Below are 19223 nucleotides of genomic sequence, written 5' to 3'. Positions count from 1 at the left end.
TGCGGGAGCCTACAAATACAAGCGGGAGATCATTCGATGAAGAACTGGGCAGGAAATCTTGAGTATTCGTCTGCGGACGTACAGCGGCCCACCACCCTGGAGCAGCTGTGCAAGCTTGTAGCTCAGTCCCCGCGGATCAAGGCCCTGGGTTCCCGGCACTCCTTCAACACGGTTGCCGACACCGACGGCACCCACCTCCTGCTCGATGCCCTCCCCCAGGAAGTTGTGTTGGACGCCGCGAAGGGCACCGTCAAAGTCAGCGGTGGCATCAGCTACGGAGCCCTCAGCCGCGCGCTTGAGGAACAGGGCTACGCCATTCACAACCTCGCTTCCCTGCCGCACATCTCCGTTGCGGGTGCCATCCAAACCGGCACGCACGGCAGCGGCGTCAACAACCCCTCCCTGGCTGCCGCCGTCGTTAGTGTTGACCTGGTGCGCGCCTCCGGCGAGCTGGTGACCCTCACGGCGGACGACGACGAATTCCTCGCCAGCGTGGTGGGAATGGGCGCACTTGGCATTGTCACAGGGCTGGAGCTCGCGGTCCGGCCAAGCTACGAGGTGCGGCAGCGAGTGCTCACCAAGATGTCGTGGGACCGCGCGCTGGCGAACTTCCAGGACATCGCTTCGAGTGCCTACAGCGTCAGCTTCTTCACCGATTACACCGGCGATACCATTCCCCAGGTCTGGCTGAAGGCACTGGACACTGAAGCTCCGTTGCCTGACCTCTTTGGAGCAACCGCTGCTACGGCAGCCATGCATCCCTTGCCGGACATGTCGGCCGAGAACTGCACCGGGCAGCTGGATGTGGCGGGCAAGTGGCTTGACCGATTGCCCCATTTCCGCCACGAATTCACGCCAAGCAACGGCGAGGAGCTGCAAAGCGAGTTCCTCCTGCCCTTGGATCAGGGGCCGGCCGCGCTGCAGGCTGTCCGGGGACTGGCCGACAAGCTCGCACCGCTCCTGTTCGTCTCCGAGATTCGCACCGTGGCCGCCGACGAGTTCTGGCTTAGCCCGTTCTACCAGCAGCAAAGCGTGGCACTCCACTTCACGTGGAAGCCGCTGCAGGCCGAGGTAGAAGCAATACTCCCCGAGCTTGAAACAGCACTAAGGCCTTTTGGCGCCCGCCCGCATTGGGGCAAGCTCTTCACACCCGGCGAGTACGACTTCGCGGCGCTCTACCCGCGCTTCGAAGACTTCCGTGCTCTAGTCCAGGCCAACGACCCCACGGGGAAGTTCTCCAACAGCCTCCTGGACAGCGTGCTGGGTGTGGCCGTTACGTCGTAACTACTCGATGTGAGCCAGCACGGCGCCGGCTGTGACCACTCCGCCAGGCTCGGACAACACCTCGGATAGAGTCCCAGCACGGTGTGCCGAGACTTGGGTTTCCATCTTCATGGCCTCCAGGACCACCAAAGGATCCCCGGCTGCTACGTCAGTGCCGGGCTCCACCAGCCACTTCACGACGGTTCCGGCCATGCTGGAGACGAGGGCTGATTCTGCGGGAGAGTCGCCGGAACCGATGATAGAACCCGGCGTATCGGTCGGCGTAGTAAAAGCAGGAATGCCCTTCCCCGAACGAGCCCAGCCGTCCAGAAGGTCTGCGGGAAGTCCTACTGCGAGTCGCTTGCCGTCGACGTCAATGGTTATGGTGCGCCGCTCCCCTTCCGGGGCGACCACGTTGTATTCGGGGTCCACAGGGATCTGGTCTGCGAAGTCGGTCTCGATCCAACGGGTGTGAACGCGCATTCCGGCAACGGACGTGAAATCCTCGGACTCGAGGACCGCGCGGTGGAACGGCAGGACTGTCGCGAGGCCCGTGATATTGATTTCGGCCAGGGCACGCCGCGCACGACGAAGGGCCTGCTGCCGGTCAGCGCCAGTGACGATCAACTTGGCCAACAAAGAATCGAATTGCGGCGCGACAAATGATCCCGAGCGTACTCCAGTGTCGACGCGGATTCCCGGGCCTGTTGGCACCTCAAAGAGCTCCACTGTCCCCGGCGAGGGCAGGAAGCCGCGACCCACGTCCTCAGCATTGATGCGGAACTCGAAGGAGTGTCCACGAGCCACGGGATCTTCCGTGATGCTCAGCGGAAGGCCCGCAGCAATTCGGAACTGCTCTTGGACCAGGTCAATCCCGGAAGTCTCCTCCGTGATGGGGTGCTCAACCTGCAAGCGGGTGTTGACCTCAAGGAAGGCCACGGCTCCATCAGCGGAGACCAGGAACTCCACGGTTCCGGCACCGTAGTAGCCGGCTTCACGCACAATGGCTTTGGCGCCGTCGTAAATTTGCTGGCGCTGGGTATCGCTGAGAAAGGGTGCGGGAGCCTCTTCCACGAGCTTCTGGTGGCGACGCTGGAGGGAGCAGTCGCGGGTGCCCACCACAACGACGTTGCCGAGCTTGTCCGCGATGACCTGAGCTTCCACATGCCGAGGGCGGTCAAGGTACTGCTCCACGAAGCACTCGCCACGACCAAAAGCAGCCACAGCTTCCCGGACTGCGGAATCGAAGGCCTCTTCCACTTCTGCGAGCTCGCGAACCACCTTCAGTCCACGGCCACCTCCACCAAACGCAGCTTTGATGGCCAGTGGAAGTCCATGTTCCTCCGCGAAGGCCCGTGCTTCCGCAGCAGAAGAGACGGGTCCGTCGCTGCCGGCAACCAACGGAGCGCCGGCGCGGACTGCGATTTCGCGGGCCGTGATCTTGTTGCCCAACTGACGTATCGACTCCGGTGAGGGACCGATCCACTCAAGTCCGGCGTCGAGCACTGCTTGGGCAAAGTCCGCGTTCTCGGAAAGGAAACCATACCCGGGGTGGACAGCGTCTGCCCCGGACTCCGCCGCGACGGCAAGCAGCTTCCCGATGTTCAAGTAGGTGTCAGCCGGCGAATTTCCGCCCAGGCTGAAGGCTTCATCAGCAGCACCGACGTGCATTGCGTCTGCATCAATGTCTGCATAAACGGCGACCGACAGGATGCCGGCGTCGTCGCAGGCTCGGGCGACGCGGACAGCGATTTCGCCACGGTTCGCGATCAGGACCTTGCGCATCAAATACTCACTTCTCTGGGGTCTTCGTAAATGTCGTGGTGAAGCCTGGCGAATCCGGAACAATCCGGAAGCGGATCTTTCCGCCGATGGGGACCTGCGCGGCAAGATCAAGGTGTTCGTCGCGCACCACACCGATCACCGGGTAACCGCCTGTGATGGGGTGATCCGCCAGGAAGAGGACGGGCAGTCCCGCGGGTGGGATCTGAAGCGCTCCGGCCATGGTGCCCTCGCTGGGAAGTTCTCCTCCCCGCGTGCGCTTCAGCGGGGTGCCGTCCAGCCGCATGCCTACACGGTTGGATTGGGGAGTGACCAGCCATTCCTGGCCGCAGAGGGAATCCAGCGCCTCTTGGTCAAACCAGTCAGCCCGCGGTCCGGGGATGACATCCAGAACCGTTACGCCGGCTCCGGGGAAGTCAGGTTGCAGTTCAGGGTTAGCCACAGCTGTGGACGCCGTCGCGTTGCCCACCGGAAGGAGCTGCCTGATGACCAAGGGGGCCGGCCCGATTCCGGACATCGTGTCCGCTGAGCGACTACCCAGCACCTCCGGGACATCCGCTCCGCCACGGATCGCCATATAGTTACGGAACCCCGACTCCGGAGCACCCAAGGTGAGTACTTCGCCGTCGAGCAATGCGAAGGGTGCGGCCATTGGGGCTGTTCGCTTAGCGCCCGGCTGGATGGCGCCGTCGTCGGACCCGGCGTCGGACTCAGACCACGACGGCGACTCGATAGTCAGCGTCGTCGGCGCCCCTGTCACAGCAATTACTTGGTCGCCAACGGCCTCCACCGTGAGCCCGCCATTGACCGATTCGATCGCCGCGGCCGAAGATTCGTTTCCGACCAGCCGGTTGGCCCGCCGCAGCGATGCCCTGTCCAGCGCACCTGCAGCGGACACCCCCAGTGGGCCGTAGCCTCGGCGGCCGAGATCCTGGATCAGGCTCTGCGTGCCCGGATTGAGAATCCGAAGACCGGCCTCAACGTGATGCTCCTTTTCGGGTTCGCGCGCCGGGGCGTCGCCGCTGGATGGTGCTTTAGCCGTCACCACCTCGCGGACCGCGCGGTACTGCACGCGATCCCCCGGACGAACCAGGGCAGGTTGGGATCGGTCCAGATCCCACATTTGGGCCCCGGTCCGGCCGATCAGCTGCCAACCGCCCGGGGAACGCCGAGGGTAGACGGCCGAGTATTGTCCACCGAGAGCCACGGAACCAGCGGGAACGGCCGTTCGTGGGGATGAGCGTCGTGGCACCGCAAGGGCCTCATTCTCACCCACCATGTAACCAAAGCCGGGCGCGAACCCGGCAAAGGCCACAGTCCAGATTTGTCCCGTGTGCGCAGCTACGACGCCCTCTACGCTCAGTCCGGTCAGCTCAGCAACATCGGCAAGGTCGTCGCCGTCGTACACGGTATCGATGACTACCAGCCCGGAGTCGCTGGCGATCAACGGAGTAAGCTCCAGCTCCAAGAGCCTCAAACCGATGGCGCGGGTTGCAGCCGCCGATTCGCCGACCACCATCACGGTTTCCGCGGCGGCGAGAACATCCACTTGGCCGGGAAGCGGGGACTTGTAGAGCATGTCCTGAAGGGCGAGGACATCCTGCAGGCTGTCCAGTTCAGCCAGGACGGCACGGGTGCCGACTGGCCGTACAGACTGAACCCTTTTCGCGGTGGTGGTTTGCATCACGGTTTCCATCTTTCGCTACGCCGCCGGCTGAGCGTGCGTCCCCTGCATCAAACGGACATCTTCTTCCGGCTTGGGGTCGCGGCCGAGGAGCATGCCCACGACCGTGACAACAGCTGCAACGAGGATGTAGACGGCGATCAGGTACCAGCCGCCGCCAGCGGCACCGTAGAGCGCTGTGAAGATGATGGGAGCAACCGCGCCACCGATGACGCCAGCCAGGGTGTATGCCAAGGAGCTGCCGGCGTAGCGAAGGCGGGCCGGGAACTGCTCGGTGATAAAGGCGGCCTGCGGGCCATACATGAAGGCGTGGAGTGCCAAGCCAATGACAGTACCGATGGTCAGCATGGCTACGGACTTGCCTTGGATCATCAGGAAGAACAGCGGGATATAGGCAGCGGTAGCAGCTGCCGCGATGCCATAGACCCAGCGACGGTTGAAGCGGTCCGTCAGTGCACCTGCCGCCGGAATCAGGAACAGCTGGAAAGCCGAGCCGATCAGGATGGCGGACAGGACGTTGCCCGTGGTCATGCCCAGTTCCTTCGTGGCATAAACAGCGACGAACACCGTGAACAGCGCGTAGAGGATATCCGGGCAGACGCGTGAGAGCGCTGCGGCCACCAATGCTTTGGGCTGAGTGGTGAAAACTTCCTTTATGGGAGCCTTGGGACGATCTCCGTGGGCCTGGATGGCCTTGAATACGGGGGTTTCCTCGAGTTTGAGCCGGATGATCAGGCCGAAGACCACCAGGAGTGCGGAGGCCAGGAAGGCTACGCGCCAGCCCCAAGAAAGGAAGGCATCTTCGCTAAGTGAAGCGGCAAGGATGGCCAGAACGCCGTTGGCCATGAGGTTGCCGGCGGGCGGGCCGATCTGGGCTGCAGAGGACCAGAAGCCGCGCTTGTTGGGGTCACCGAATTCGCTGGAAAGCAGCACTGCGCCGCCCCATTCGCCGCCCACGCCAATGCCCTGCGCCAATCGCAGCAGCACAAGGATAGTGGGGGCTGCGACGCCGATCACTGAGTAGTCAGGCAGCGCACCAATGAGGACCGTAGCAACGCCGATCAGGACGAGGGTGAAGACCAGAACGTACTTACGGCCGATCTTGTCGCCCAGACGGCCGAAGATGACTCCACCGATCGGGCGGGCCAAGTAACCAACCGCGAAGGCTGAGAAGGACAGCAGCAAAGCGACGAATTCGTCGTTGCCGGGGAAGAAGATCTTGGGGAACACGAGGGCCGAGGCCACCGAATATATGGCGAAGTCGTAGTACTCAAGCGACGTGCCGGTGAGGCTGGCGACGTACGCCTTGATGGCACCGGGCGGCGGCTTCCTTGTCGCTGCCTTAGGTGCATTGTTGGTGCTGGTCATGATGTCCTCCGGGGGGATGAGGGATGATGCGGGGAGCCCAGGCGGGCTAGAGGAACGAGCCGACTCCGACGCCGGCATCGCTCAGAGCAGACTTCACAGCGGTGGCCATCGCGACGGCCCCGGGTGAGTCACCATGCACGCAGATACTCTCTGCGCGGATTTTTAGGATGGAACCGTCAATGGTTCTGACGGCTTGTTCAGTGGCCATTCGCAGGACGTGCTCTGCTACGTCTGCTGGATCGCTCAACACGGCCCCCGCTTGGGAGCGCGGGACGAGCGTTCCGTCCGGGTTGTAAGCGCGGTCCGCGAATGCTTCGGAAACGCCGCGAAGGCCGGCTTCCTCCGCGAGGCGCAGGACTTCCGAACCGGGAAGGCCAAGAATCGGAAGGTTGGGGTCAACCGATTTCACAGCCTCCACCACGGCACGAGCCTGGGCCGTGTGCTTGACGATCGCGTTGTAGAGGCCGCCGTGGGGTTTTACGTACTGGACGCTGGCACCCGTAGTGCCTGCCAACGCCTGCAGCGCACCGATCTGATACACCACGTCATCGGCCAGTTCCATGGGGTCAATGTCCATGAAGCGGCGGCCGAATCCAGCGAGGTCGCGGTAACCAACATGGGCGCCTATAACGACGCCGGCCTTGGCCGCCTTTTCGCAGGTGCCGCGGATGACGCTGGGGTCGCCAGCATGGAATCCGCAAGCAACGTTTGCGCTGGAGACGGACTCGAACATGGCTGTGTCATCGCCGAGCGTCCAGCGCCCGAAGGACTCGCCGACGTCGCTGTTCAAATCGATGATTGCCATGATGTGATCCCTGCCTCGTGATGTGCGTTACATCCAGCATGCACCATTTCGCTGGATTGTTCAACGATCCAGCGATCCTAGTTTTCGGCAATCGTGTATTTTTGGTGTCATGGCCAGTGCAGATCAAGGAAAAAGCGAACACGTTGGCCTTGATGGCGCGCGGGCCCGGGTACGAATGAAAGTTCCGTCCGTTGCCGAGAGGGTCGCCGAAGAACTGCGCTACCAACTGGCCGAAGGTTTCCTGGTCCCGGGCGCCAAGCTGACCGAAGCCACCATTGCTGAGGACCTGGGCGTCTCCCGGAACACGGTCCGCGAAGCCTTCGCCGAGCTGGCCGGGGAACGGTTACTTCTCCGCCAGCCCAATAAGGGCGTTTTTGTAGCCACCCTCGAAGCAGGCGACATTCACGACGTCTATACGGTTCGTCGGGCAATCGAGGTCAGCTCTATCCGCGCGGGTGGTTCTCCGGAGCGTATCGCCGCCGTCAGGGCCGCCGTCGAAGAAGGCAAGCGGGCGGCTGAGGCCAACGACAATGAGGGCCTGGGCAGCGCCAACCAACATTTCCACGGTGCCATCGTCGCCCTCGCCGAGAGCAACCGGCTGAACACGATCATGGCGCAGATCCTGGCCGAGATGCGGCTCTACTTCCACAAAGCCACGCTGAACGCCCACTTCTACAGCGACTGGTTGAAGGAGAATGAGCAGATCTGCTCAGCTTTGGAAGCAGGCGAGCTGGAGCGTGCCGGGGACTTGCTCCTTGCCTACCTCAACCGTTCAGAGCAGCAGCAAACGGCCATCCACGGCGAGTAGTCAGCGTTTGCCCTTCTTGCGTGAACCCTTGCCACGGCCCTTGTCTGGATTCGGAGCGTAGCGCTGCGCGACTGCGGGCTTCTTTGGGCCACCGCCACGACGATCAGGCTTCGGTGCCTTCTTGGGCTTTTCCTGCTGGGCTGAAGGCTGGCGGGAGCTCTGAGCTGTACGTCCACGCACGATCCCAATGAATTCTTCAATCACCGGGCTGTCAGTTCCAACCAGCCAGGCCAAGCCGATCTGCGTCCCGGGAGCACCGGTCAGACGACGCATAACGGTATCTTTTACGTTCAAGTGCCGCGCAACGGACATTGGCAGGATCGCGAGTCCCGCACCGGATGCCACCACTTGGAGGGCCATATCCGGGCCGCCCATCTCGTCAATATCCAGGAAGTTCTCCTCGGCGAGGTCGTCCAGAGCTACTTCCTCAAACACCGAAATCTCGTGCCCCTTGGGAGCGACCACCACAGGCTGCTCTTCATACAAGGGGATGACGTTCAATCCTTCGCGGTCCACGGGCAACCGAACGAAGCTGAGGTCAGCGGAACCGTCACGCAACACCGAAACCTGGGCGTCGTCGTCGGACATGAACGAGTGCAACGGAAAGTTGGGCATCCGTTCTTCCCACCGCCGGATCCATTTCCCAGGAGTCACACCGGCAACATAGGCCAAGCGGAGGCCGGCTAGGGGTTCGGTTGTTTCGGCGGAATCTTCAGCGTCTGGCACACACTCACAGTACCGGCCAGATACCCTTGAAGCATGACGTCCTCGAACTCCCAGTCCATGAAGCCGGCAACAGTTGCCAAGAAACTCGGCATCTACCTGCCCGCAACACCCCAGGAGTTCCAGGATTCGTCCATCTCCCGTGAGGAATTCGCCGAACTTCAGGCCAACCCGCCGGAGTGGCTCGCCGAACTGCGCCGCAACGGCCCACACCCGCGCCCGGTAGTCGCGCATAAACTCAACATCTCCATCAGCGGCCTCGCCCGCGGCGGCGTCGAGGATGCGCTTACGACGGCGGAAATCACCGAGCTGCTGCAGGCTCCGCCACAGTGGCTCGTCACCGAGCGCGCCACGCACGCTGCTGTCCGCTCCGAGGCGCAGCGCGTCAAGGACGAGGCTGCCAGGAAGGCCGCCACGAAGGAAGCCCGCGACAACGCTGCTGCTAAGCGTGATGCTCCGAAGACCTCCAAGCGCGATCACGCGTAGTTTTCACGAACTGTGGCCGGGACCTGAGTCCCGGCCACGGTTGTTTAAGCTCAATCCTGGTGCAGCTGAATGAAGTTGCCACAGCCGTCGTCGAAGACTGCGCTGACGCCTGAGGGATCCTCCGAGGGTTCACCTTGGAACGTCACACCGGCGGCAAGCAAACGCTCATACTCGGCCTGGACATCGGGCACGCCGAAGGTGATCGCGGCCAGGCCGGACTCATGCAGGGCGTTCATGTAGTTCGAGGCGATGGGGTTGTCGCTGGGCTCCAGCAGCAGGCCGGGTGAACTGCTGTTGTCCGCGCCGGGATCCTTGATGATGAAAAGGTTGTACTCGGGCATGGCCATCAAGGTCTCGAAGCCAAGCGTCTCCGTGTAGAAGACATGGGCTGCTGCGGGGTCCTTGACATGGATGCTGCACATTTTCAGTCTCATGCTGCCAAGGCTACGCCCCGGGTACGACAGAGTCCCGGGCAGCAATCACCCTCATCCGGACATTTCACCGGCGCGTGCGGTGGTGAATTGTCCCGTGGAAGGTGTCGGGCGCATACTGAAGTCAAAGCAGCGAAGTCGCCCGGAGGTGGTCCGATGCCCGCCATGATGCTCCTGTGGGGTGTAGCTCTGGTTCTCGCAACCGCAGCAACTACCTATGTCCTGCACAAGAAACTCACCCACGGCCGCGGCCCGGAGCCGGACGGCGTCTTCTGGGACGTTTTCGGGGGGCTCGTGGTCATTGCACCGGCCATCCTCGTCCCTGCCGTGCAATGGTCTCCGGCCGGGCTCATCATGGTTTTCGTTGGCGTGGCCACGGCAGCAGGCACCTTGGTGAGCATCCGCAAGGTGGAGCGCATCCATGCAGCTGAGCCGCGGCGTCGTAACGGTTTTCCGGACGACGCGGCCCGCCACGAGCACCTTCTGGAACAGTGGCGGCGTTACGAACTCGACCCTGCGCGGACCATCGTCTTCCCGGCAATGACGGACGTCAGGACTGCCGAAACAGCGGCGCTAACGCGGGCCATGCGGGAGGCCGAGTACTGCAAAGTGACAGCCGGGACCGACTACCGTGCCGCCGTCCAGCGTCTTGCCGAAGCCCTCACAGCAGCCGAACGCGCAGCAGGAGTCCCCGCCCCCGCGCCGAGATAAAACTACAGAACCTTGCCCTTGAAGAACTCGGGACGCAACCGGTACATCACCAGCATCACCACCACACCGAGCAAGATCACGCCCATTCCCAGCACGAACACCAGGCCCACACCGCCAACTGACGAGCCCGAGCCATACTCCGGATCCATCGAGTCCATGGCGGTCTTCACGAACATGACCAGCAGGATCACGCCTCCCAGCAACGGCGCCAGGAACTTGAAGAAGAACGCCCGCGCACTGCTGAACGCCGATGCCCGGAAGAACCAGACGCAAGCCAAGGCAGTGATGCCGTAGTAGAAGCAGATCATCATGCCCAAGGCGGTGATGGTGTCCCACAGCGCGTTCTCGGACACCGTCCGGGTGATCACGTAGAAGCCGGCGGCAGCGATAGCCGCCGCGATGGTCGCGAAGCTGGGCGACTTATAGGTGGGGCTGATCTTCCCGAACTTCGGCGAGATGGCGCGGTAGTGACCCATGGCCAGCATGGTGCGTGCCGGGGAAACGAACGTCGACTGCAGGGATGCCGCCGAGCTGCTCAGGATGGCCAGCGACATGAGGATTGCGAACGGACCCATCACAGGACCGGCAAGCACGGCGAAGATGCTGGACTGGTTTTCGGGGTTACCGGCGCCCAAACCGGTCTCGCCCACTCCCGCGAAGGACAACGTAGCCAGCGCAACGGTCATGTAGATGATCACGATGACCAGCACGGTGATGGTCGCTGCACGGCCCGGGGTCTTCTCCGGATTCTTGGTTTCCTCGTTCATGGTGAGGGTGACGTCCCAACCCCAGTAAATGAAGATCGACAGCGACACACCTGCGGCAAACGAGGAGAAGGAGTCCACGGCAAACGGGTTAAACCAGTCGGGCGAAATGGCTGTGGCGTCGAAAGCCGTACCGTTTGATACGTGGACGAACGCTGATACTGCGAACCAGCCCAGCACCAGCAGCTGGAAGGCCACCAGCACGTACTGGACGCCTTTGGTGGTCTCCATGCCGCGGTACGAAATCCAGCAAGCCAAGGCAATAAACACCAGCGTTGTAGCAATGTTCAAGGGCAGGATCTTGCTGAGCTCACCCAACTCCGGGTTGCTGAAAATCTGCGCGAGCATCAGGTAGAAGAAGTCCACGGCGACGGCGGCAAGGTTGGACAACACGATGATCGTTGCCGCAATCAGCCCCCAGCCACCCATCCAGCCGATCCACGGGCCGAAGGCACGAGTCGCCCACGTGAAGGAGGTTCCGGCGTCGGGCATTGCATTGTTCAGTTCGCGGTAGCCGAGCGCCACCAGCAGCATGGGGATGAAGCCCACCAGGAAGATGGCGGGAAGGTGCACGCCAACTTCGGACACGGTGGGACCAAGGGCTGCGGTAAGCGTGTACGCGGGTGCGATGCAGGAAACACCAATCACGACGGCGCCGATCAGGCCCACCGACCCGGCTTTCAGTCCCTTTTCACTCAGGGATGATGTTTCTTTCGACTGGACCGTCTTTGGTGCAGTTGACATGGGTTTTGCCTCTCAGGCGATTGCTAGGAGCTTTGTCGCGTGTAGTCGCGGGGAACCACGATCATGGGGACGGGGAGGGCACGCAGGATCCGGTTGGCGGTGCTGCCCAGGAAGGTGGCCCGGTGCTGGGCCAGGCGGCTGGAGCCGATCAGCAGGATTTCGCCGTCTTCCCAGTCGAGTCGGTCAACGGCTTCTTCGATGGTGCGGCCCTGAGCGACGACGATCTCGGGTTCCGGCGTCTCCGCAGCAGAACCTCCGACGGCGGCAAGGCGGTCGGCGGCATGCACCCAGGCGGCGTCGGCCAACCCGGGCGAGTTACCGCCGTCGAGCGCCAAAAGGGAAACGAGCCTCAGCGGAAGGCCGCGATCGCGCGCGGACTCAACTGCAACGTCGAGCAGTTCATCGGCGCCCGGGCGCGTCCCAAAACCGCAGCTCAAGCGCGTGATCGGTTCCGTGCGCTGGTAACCGTGGGGTGCCAGAGCCACAGGAACCGGCGACGAGTGGAGCAGCGAGCTCGCCACGGAGCCGATGGTGAACCGCTTGAACAGTCCACCGTTGGTGGCGCCAATCACCAAGGCCGCCGCATCCATCTCCACGGCAACATCGATCAGCGTCTGAGCTTCTGAGTCGCCGCGCCGGATGTGGGCGCGGGCGGTGATGTCCGCCGGAACCAGCGCGAGGCCTTCGTCCAGCCAACGCTGCGCCTGCTCGTTAAGGATGTCGTTGTAGCCGGTCTCAGGCGGGTAGACGGCGTTGAAGGGGGAATCTTCCGGGATCACCAGGACCAGGTCCAGGCTGACATCGTGGTTCCGGGCCATCGCGACCGCAAGGTGAACGGCGTCGTGCCCCCTCGCGTTGGCGGTGTAGCCCACAACGTAGCGCATGATGGTCCCTTTCTCGTCTTAAACAGTGGAGCCGGCAGGCCGGGGAGTGGTGTCCCCCCAGCCTGCCGGTGCGGTTTCAGAGCGGTTAGACAGCTACCGAAGCCAGCTTGTTGGCCTCTACGATGCGAGCGGCAGTTGCCTGGCCCATGCGGACGGCGCCATCCACGTGCTGGTAGCCCTCGGCCGCGAGGTCCGACGAGGACCAGTAGATCGGTCCGACGTTCGCGTGCTGGTCTTTGCCGTAGCGGTGCAAGCCACCGAGGTCGTAGCTGGATGCGTACGCACCGCGGGTCCATTCTTCGGAGCCCCAGTCGGACTCGTAGTAGACCTCCGGGGTGAGTGCCTTGTCGCCAAGGAAGCCGGCAATGGACTCGAGGATCGCTTTCTTGCGGTCTTCGGCGCTGAGCTCGAATACGGCGTCGGCCTTTTCGTCTGAGACAAAGCCCACCAGGGTGCCGCGGGTGTCGCCGTGGTTGGTGTTGTCATAGACCTCCTGGACCAGCGCGCCTGCGCTGAAGCCCGTGCCGGACAGTCCTTCTTCGCGCCAGAACGGCGTGTGGTACACGGCGTGGACTTTGATGACCAGGCCCAGGGACTGGTGCTGGTGCATCTGGTGCTGGCGGCGCGGCAGCGGGGGTTCGAACGATACGCGGGAGTAGAGGTTCGGCGGTACTGCCATGATCACGTAGCGCGCATTGACGGTTGCCTTCTCCGACACCACGGTTACGTTGTTGTCGTCCCACTTGATGGTGCGCACCGGGCTGTTGAGCACGACGTCGTCACCCAGCTCTGCTGCCTGCAGCAGTGACACCTGCTGCATACCGCCAATGACGCGCTTGTCCAGGATGAAGTCTTCGTCCGTCAGGTGGGTGAAGGAGCCGGCCGATGCGGCCATGAGGACCGCCTGCAGTGCTGAGAAAGCGTGGGCGGGCTTGGTCAGCATGCCACCTGCGATGAAGAGGCCGATGTTGTTGCAGGCTTCCTCATCGTTGGAGTTCTGGCGGAGCCAGTGATGGAAGGAAATGGTGTCCAGCTCGCGTGCCTTGGGGTGTGCCCAAGGCTCGGTGGGGCCGATCTCGGCGGCGAGACCATCCAAAATGGCAACAAGCTTATCCATTTCGGCCTTGGTGGTTTCGTTCACCGGGAACGTGTCACCGGTGTACTGGGTGCGCTTGCCGTCGGCGCCGATGTAGACGGACTCGCCCTCGCGGTAGCGCGAGTACATTTTCAGTCCGAGCTCGTCCAGCAACTCCATGAGCACTGTCTGGTCCGGGGATACCCACTGGCCGCCGATCTCCAGCATGGCGCCGTCGATGGTGTCGGTCCAGGTGCGGCCGCCTACGCGGTCGCGTGCTTCGAGCACTGCGACGCTGAGTCCGGCCTTCTTCAGTTCGCGTGCCGCCGTCAGCCCTGACGGTCCGGCGCCGACGATCACAACGTCGCGATCAAGATTTTGCATGATGTCCTCTCCGTGGCCGTCCGTGGTGGCTGACCAATAAATGAATGGCATTCATTTATCACCATAGTAGCGTTGGAGACGCCCACTGTGAAGGCCCGGTGGAATAATGCTGGGGACACAGGCAGCAGAAAGGCCTCCGATGCCCGCACCAACGCCCGCACCTTCCGCCCTCCCGGCCGGCTCCGTACGCCGCCGCGCCGGCCGACCGACGGCAGCGATCCTGGACCAGGACGGCATCACGACGGCGGCGCTTGAGTTGATCAGCAACAAGGGTTACAACGGACTCACCATGGCGGCCCTGGCTCGCTCCCTTGGCGTCGCGCCATCTGCGCTGTACAACCACGTAGCCTCCAAGGATGACGTGTTGCTGCTGGTGGAAGACCACTTGGCGGCGATGGTGGACGTCTCGGCTTTCGGCTCGGAGCCATGGGATGTTGCAGTGCGTCGTTGGGCGTGGTCCTACCGCGACGTATTCTCGGAGCATACGCCGCTGATACCCGTGATTGCAGTGCTTCCCGTAGCAAATGCCCCCAAAACCTTGGCGATGTACGAGGCCGTGACTGCAGGCTTCCGCGATGCCGGGTTCCCCGAAGAGAAGATCATCTCGGCGATCGTGGCTTTGGAAGCGTTCGTTTTTGGTGCCGCTTATGACGTCACCGCGCCGGAGGACATCTTCGACGCCGGCAGCCTCGCCGAGCAGGTCCCCAACTTCACCGCCGCCGTGGACCGGCTAGCTGCTGAGGAGCACGCGCGCCCGACCGACGTCGCATTCAACCTGGGGCTCGAGGCGCTGATTACGGGGTTCGGGGCACTCCGGAAGTAGGCGTCCCCCACTGACGCGCCGTGCTCAGCCTTCCAAGGGGCTCACGCGAACGCTGATGACGGACGGATCCGGGAAGTCATAGACAATGTCGTAGGTCACCGCCAAGCCAGTAGATGTACCCGGACCCAGCGTGTGCTTGAACAGATCGGCCGGGCTGCTGGTCTTGGTGACATTTTGGAGCCAATATTCTGCGTCATCGGCGTCCAACCCGTAACGGGAAACCGCGTCACGAACGTCCTTTTCCAGGTCCTCCCATTTGTCGAATCGATGGTAGAGCGTAACTTCTTTGAAGTCGGAACGCGCGGAGTCCGTTGCAAATTTGAGGGTGTCGGAACTTCCAGACACGGTTCCTTTGGGACCAGCGATGCTGACCTGAATCTCGCGGCCGTCCCGGGCAAAGATCAAGGGGCCTTTTGCAGCGTCCGCGGGTAGGCCCACGGCCTCCTTGTCGAGTCTCCCCGTAGTCATATCCAGCTTCGCGGCCCCCTGTGACGTTATGCGTTCGGCGCCCTCGGACGTCAGGGTGTCGAACTCGCCGGCATCCGGTCCGGTCGCTTGATTGCCGGAGACAGCCCCCGAGCAGGCGGCCAGGACAAGGGATAGCGTGACGGCACCAATGGCTGCCTTCAGGCTCTTCCGGGCCTTGCCCGGGACAGCTTTCCTGCCCAAGGGAGGCCTGCCCCGCAAGTCCTCGTGATAGCCGGCCATTCTTTGTCCTGTTTTTCGTTCTGACACACAGGGAGTCTACGAGTACACGGGCAATGGACGCTCAACGTGAACCGCCCACCTGCAAGTTTTTTTGCGGGCCATCTTCTTGTAGTACAAGTTATAAACTTGTATCCTAAGCAGCAGGCAAGGATGCCCCATCCACTAGGAGAACCATGAGCCCCGTAGATCTCATTCGAAACATCAAGCTGTCCACGGCACGGTTACCCCTCGCCGTCCCCATCAGTGATGCCAAAGTCTTCACCGGCCGCCAGAAGCCCATGACCGAAGTGGTGTTCCTGTTCGCTGAGATCACCACGGAGCAGGGTCACAGCGGCATCGGATTCAGTTACTCCAAGCGCGCAGGCGGGCCCGCCCAATATGCCCACGCCAAGGAGGTCGCAGAGGGCGTCATCGGCGAGGACCCCAACGACATCGGCAAGATCTATACCAAGCTTCTGTGGGCCGGCGCCTCTGTGGGGCGTTCCGGTGTAGCAACGCAAGCCCTGGCCGCAATAGACATTGCCCTCTACGACCTCAAGGCCAAACGCGCCGGGCTCCCCCTTGCCAAGCTCCTGGGCTCTTACCGAGACTCGGTCCAGACCTACAACACGTCCGGTGGCTTCCTCAACGCCACTTTGGATGAGGTCAAGGAACGCGCCACCCGGTCCATTGAGGAAGGGATTGGCGGCATCAAGATCAAGGTCGGCCTGCCGGACTCCAAGGAAGATCTTCGCCGCGTCGCCGGAGTTCGCGAGCACATCGGCTGGGACGTACCCCTCATGGTGGACGCAAATCAGCAGTGGGACCGTCCCACTGCACTGCGCATGGGCCGCCAACTTGAAGAATTCAACCTCATCTGGATCGAAGAACCGCTGGACGCCTATGACTTCGAGGGCCATGCGCATCTTGCCCAGGCATTGGACACGCCCATCGCCACCGGTGAAATGCTGGCGTCCGTCGCGGAACACAAGGGCCTCATCGATGCCAACAGCTGCGACATTATCCAGCCCGACGCTCCCCGCGTTGGCGGTATCACCCAGTTCCTGCGGCTCGCGGCGTTGGCTGATGAAAGAGGGCTGGGCCTCGCCCCGCACTTTGCCATGGAAATCCACCTGCACTTGGCCGCCGCCTACCCGCGCGAGCCTTGGGTTGAGCACTTCGACTGGCTGGACCCGCTGTTCGAGGAGCGCCTGGAAACCAAGAATGGCCGCATGATCGTGCCGGACCGCCCTGGATTAGGTGTCACCTTAAGCGATCAGGCCCGGGCATGGACCACCGAATCCGTGGAGTTCGGCGCGTAATCTTGAACCCATGAGCCGAAACCTGACCGCGGATCTCGCCGCCGACCTTCGCAACCGCATCGTCGACGGCATCATCCAGCCAGGTGAGAAGCTCCCCAGCGAAAACACCCTCATTAGCGAGTTCGGTGTGAGCCGGACCGTTGTGCGTTCGGCCCTCACCCGCTTGCAGGCCGAGGGACTTGTGGAAACCGAACGCGGACGGGGCAGCTTCGCGCTGACCCCGCCCGCGGACGGACCCACGCCCGCACCAGGAACACGGGTCGTTGGCAGTGTGGAAGAGCGGCTGCAGATGCTCGACTTCCGGATCGGCGTCGAGACCGAAGCCGCAGCACTTGCCGCCCGGAACCACACAGAACACCAGCTGAAGGCCACGCACGGCGCCTTGGAACAGTTCGTTGCGAGCTCAGGCCACCCGGCCCATTCAATGAAAGCCGATTTCGAGTTCCACCGGGCAGTCGCAGCGGCCACCGGCAACCCCTTCTATACGGACTGCATCTCCGCCCTGGGCCAAACCATGATCACCATGCCCCGCCCACGCCTCGTTTCAGGCGATGAGCAAGATTCCCGAGGACGCTTCGAGCAAGTGGTCCACGAACACTCCTCTATATACGCAGCAATCGCGGAGGGCGACCCAGTGGCTGCCGCGGCCGCCATGCGCCTGCACCTGAGCAATTCACGACGCCGCTTCACAGGTTCCACGGGGAACTGACCTCCCGCCCCGCCCAAGCAGGGTTCAGGGACAACGAAAGAGCCCCGGTCCTAAGACCGGGGCTCTTTCGATTGCGTGCGCGAGGGGGGATTTGAACCCCCACACCCTTTCGGATACTGGCACCTGAAGCCAGCGCGTCTGCCGTTCCGCCACTCGCGCGCAACTTCTTTTTCCGGACTCCGCCTGGTCTCCCAGCTTCGTTTCCTTCAAAAGCAGCGAGATCAAGCATAACGGACATCCGGAGCAAAACACCAATCGGCCGGGAGGAGGAGGGCCCATCGAGCCCGGAAGAACCCCAACAACAGCTGAACCGAACGAAAATTTCAATCCCCGCCTCCCGCGCCAACAAGGGCCGGGAACGAACTTTTCCGGGTCGCAAGGCGTTGTGGATTAAGGCCATTCCCAGTCAGTCCCAGTAGTATCGGGAAGTGGAAGGGCCGTCAGGCGCGTACTTCGCCGTGTGCGCAGACGGAGCAATGAACGGACTATCGGACCAGGCACAATGGGTGCCGCGGCAAGGAAAGGAGAAGGACCATGGGTTTGCTGGACAAAGTCGAGCGCGGCATTGAAAAGGCCGTCCGCAACGTCTTCTCCACGGGGTCGCGGGCACGTGTTGAGCCAGTGGAGATCGCAAGCAAGCTGAGGCGCGAGTTGGACAACAAGTCCATTACCATCGCAGCCGGGCGGACACTCGCTCCCAACGTTTTTGATGTCCTCCTCAGCGATGAAGACTTTGCCCGGGCCCAGGAATGGGGAACACCCCTCGCCGAGGAACTGTGCGACGTCGTTATCCAGCACGTCCGCAGCCAGGGTTACACGCTCCAAGGCGCCGTCCGCATTTCGTTCCGGCGCAATGACGAAGAACGCGCGGGACATTTCGAAATCAATTCCCGGACCGAGAAATCGTCCGGTGACGCGGCTCCTGCTCCACAAGCTCCACGTGCCCATGTTCCTGCTGCCCCGGCACGGCAACCCACCCGCCTCCAGCCCGTACTGGACATTGGTGGCCAGCGGTATTCCCTCAACGCCCACTCCGTGGTGCTGGGCCGCTCATCCGAAGCCGACATCCTTGTGGATGACACAGGCGTTTCACGGAAACACCTTGAGGTCCGCACTGAGAATGGCGGCACCTGGGCCGTTGACCTCGGCTCCACTAATGGCAGTTACGTCAACGGGCACAAAGTGAACGGCAGCGTGGAGCTGACAGACGGCTCAACCATCACGATGGGACGTACCAAGATCATTTTCCGCCTCCTCCCCCAAACCCCGGGTGGCCACGCGTGAACGACATCAGCGAACTGACCATTACAGCGCTTCGCTTCGGGTTCCTCCTTTTGCTGTGGGTCCTGATCTTCAGCATTGTGACCACCATGCGCCGCGACTTCCAGATCGGCCGCAAGGCCGTGACTGGCGTTCCCACCGCACGCGAAGTCCGCAAGCACCCTGAGCTCGCAGCTTCTCCGCCGCCGGCAATCCAGCATGCACGCACACTGGTAGTCACTGAGGGTCCCCTCAAGGGCACCACGGTTCCCTTGGCCGCCAGCCCTATCCTGCTCGGCCGAGCACAGGAGGCCACCCTCGTCCTGGAAGATGACTACGCTTCCGGGCGGCATGCACGTCTGTTCCCGCAGGGCAGCCGCTGGTTTATCGAAGACCTCGGCTCCACTAACGGCACCTACCTGGCCGATCAACAGCTCACCCGCGCTTTGCCGGTTGAGCTTGGCGTCCCCGTGAGAATCGGCAAGACGGTCATTGAATTGAGGCCGTAGT

General features: G+C 62.6%; 19 protein-coding genes and 1 tRNA gene. 9 read left to right on the top strand and 11 right to left on the bottom strand.

What is annotated here, in order from left to right; translation table 11 throughout:
• The first annotated feature begins 36 nt into the window (after positions 1-36).
• A complete protein-coding gene (locus A477_RS0115120) occupies positions 37-1284 on the top strand; it encodes a D-arabinono-1,4-lactone oxidase (RefSeq protein WP_017199793.1) in 1248 nt (415 codons plus the stop codon).
• Here A477_RS0115120 and A477_RS0115115 read toward each other — a convergent pair whose 3' ends face one another.
• From A477_RS0115115 to A477_RS0115100, 4 genes are read right to left on the bottom strand one after another with little or no spacing between them, the layout of a single operon-like run.
• Positions 1285-3048, bottom strand: a complete 1764-nt coding sequence (locus A477_RS0115115) for an acetyl/propionyl/methylcrotonyl-CoA carboxylase subunit alpha (RefSeq protein WP_017199792.1) — start codon at positions 3046-3048, stop codon at positions 1285-1287.
• 7 nt (positions 3049-3055) lie between these two features.
• Complete coding sequence (locus tag A477_RS0115110) at positions 3056-4741, bottom strand: 5-oxoprolinase subunit B/C family protein (RefSeq protein WP_017199791.1); 1686 nt, start codon at positions 4739-4741, stop codon at positions 3056-3058.
• A gap of 6 nt (positions 4742-4747) precedes the next feature.
• The gene (locus tag A477_RS0115105) at positions 4748-6097 is read right to left on the bottom strand and encodes an MFS transporter (RefSeq protein WP_017199790.1); all 1350 of its coding nucleotides are present in this window, start codon (positions 6095-6097) and stop codon (positions 4748-4750) included.
• A gap of 46 nt (positions 6098-6143) precedes the next feature.
• Positions 6144-6902 (bottom strand): LamB/YcsF family protein, encoded by a 759-nt coding sequence (locus A477_RS0115100; protein WP_017199789.1) that lies wholly within the window; start codon positions 6900-6902, stop codon positions 6144-6146.
• Between the two features lie 109 nt (positions 6903-7011).
• Here A477_RS0115100 and A477_RS0115095 point away from each other — a divergent pair, with 109 nt between their 5' ends.
• Positions 7012-7710, top strand: a complete 699-nt coding sequence (locus A477_RS0115095) for a GntR family transcriptional regulator (protein ID WP_017199788.1) — start codon at positions 7012-7014, stop codon at positions 7708-7710.
• Here A477_RS0115095 and A477_RS0115090 read toward each other — a convergent pair whose 3' ends face one another.
• Entirely contained in the window at positions 7711-8436 is a 726-nt protein-coding gene (locus tag A477_RS0115090; RefSeq protein WP_017199787.1) for a LysR family substrate-binding domain-containing protein, read from the bottom strand.
• Positions 8437-8469: 33 nt separating this feature from the next.
• Between A477_RS0115090 and A477_RS0115085 the strand changes: the two genes are divergently transcribed.
• Positions 8470-8919, top strand: a complete 450-nt coding sequence (locus A477_RS0115085; RefSeq protein WP_017199786.1) for a DUF5997 family protein — start codon at positions 8470-8472, stop codon at positions 8917-8919.
• Between the two features lie 50 nt (positions 8920-8969).
• On the opposite strand, the gene A477_RS0115080 is transcribed toward A477_RS0115085, so the two are convergent.
• Complete coding sequence (locus A477_RS0115080; RefSeq protein WP_026005658.1) at positions 8970-9353, bottom strand: VOC family protein; 384 nt, start codon at positions 9351-9353, stop codon at positions 8970-8972.
• Positions 9354-9506: 153 nt separating this feature from the next.
• On the opposite strand from A477_RS0115080, the gene A477_RS0115075 reads away from it, so the two are divergent.
• A complete protein-coding gene (locus A477_RS0115075; protein ID WP_017199785.1) occupies positions 9507-10061 on the top strand; it encodes a hypothetical protein in 555 nt (184 codons plus the stop codon).
• Between the two features lie 2 nt (positions 10062-10063).
• Here A477_RS0115075 and A477_RS0115070 read toward each other — a convergent pair whose 3' ends face one another.
• The 3 genes from A477_RS0115070 to A477_RS0115060 form a co-directional block, all read right to left on the bottom strand.
• Positions 10064-11569 carry an APC family permease gene (locus A477_RS0115070; protein WP_017199784.1) on the bottom strand — a complete coding sequence of 502 codons (1506 nt, stop codon included), beginning with the start codon at positions 11567-11569 and terminating at the stop codon, positions 10064-10066.
• Between the two features lie 23 nt (positions 11570-11592).
• Positions 11593-12453, bottom strand: a complete 861-nt coding sequence (locus A477_RS0115065; protein WP_017199783.1) for a universal stress protein — start codon at positions 12451-12453, stop codon at positions 11593-11595.
• A gap of 85 nt (positions 12454-12538) precedes the next feature.
• On the bottom strand, positions 12539-13963 hold the full coding sequence (locus A477_RS0115060) for a flavin monoamine oxidase family protein (RefSeq protein WP_017199782.1): 1425 nt from the start codon (positions 13961-13963) through the stop codon (positions 12539-12541).
• Between the two features lie 55 nt (positions 13964-14018).
• Between A477_RS0115060 and A477_RS0115055 the strand changes: the two genes are divergently transcribed.
• The gene (locus A477_RS0115055) at positions 14019-14735 is read left to right on the top strand and encodes a TetR/AcrR family transcriptional regulator (RefSeq protein ID WP_017199781.1); all 717 of its coding nucleotides are present in this window, start codon (positions 14019-14021) and stop codon (positions 14733-14735) included.
• Positions 14736-14759: 24 nt separating this feature from the next.
• On the opposite strand, the gene A477_RS22370 is transcribed toward A477_RS0115055, so the two are convergent.
• Complete coding sequence (locus A477_RS22370) at positions 14760-15470, bottom strand: hypothetical protein (RefSeq protein ID WP_157367101.1); 711 nt, start codon at positions 15468-15470, stop codon at positions 14760-14762.
• Between the two features lie 146 nt (positions 15471-15616).
• Between A477_RS22370 and A477_RS0115045 the strand changes: the two genes are divergently transcribed.
• Positions 15617-16744, top strand: coding sequence for an L-talarate/galactarate dehydratase (locus A477_RS0115045; protein WP_017199779.1), 1128 nt, complete (start codon positions 15617-15619; stop codon positions 16742-16744).
• Positions 16745-16754: 10 nt separating this feature from the next.
• Entirely contained in the window at positions 16755-17453 is a 699-nt protein-coding gene (locus tag A477_RS0115040; RefSeq protein ID WP_017199778.1) for a FadR/GntR family transcriptional regulator, read from the top strand.
• 76 nt (positions 17454-17529) lie between these two features.
• Here A477_RS0115040 and A477_RS0115035 read toward each other — a convergent pair.
• A tRNA-Leu gene (locus tag A477_RS0115035) sits at positions 17530-17612 on the bottom strand.
• Positions 17613-17987: 375 nt separating this feature from the next.
• Here A477_RS0115035 and A477_RS0115030 point away from each other — a divergent pair.
• Together A477_RS0115030 and A477_RS0115025 are read left to right on the top strand one after the other, a co-directional pair.
• The gene (locus A477_RS0115030) at positions 17988-18737 is read left to right on the top strand and encodes an FHA domain-containing protein (RefSeq protein WP_017199777.1); all 750 of its coding nucleotides are present in this window, start codon (positions 17988-17990) and stop codon (positions 18735-18737) included.
• Between the two features lie 5 nt (positions 18738-18742).
• Positions 18743-19222: an FHA domain-containing protein FhaB/FipA gene (locus A477_RS0115025; protein WP_024818875.1), complete on the top strand. Its 480-nt coding sequence runs from the start codon at positions 18743-18745 to the stop codon at positions 19220-19222.
• Position 19223 lies beyond the last annotated feature (1 nt).

Source organism: Arthrobacter sp. M2012083, assembly GCF_000281065.1.
Taxonomy (GTDB): domain Bacteria; phylum Actinomycetota; class Actinomycetes; order Actinomycetales; family Micrococcaceae; genus Arthrobacter.
Note: the sequence above shows the minus strand (reverse complement) of the source record. Positions and strands in the feature narration are given on the sequence as shown.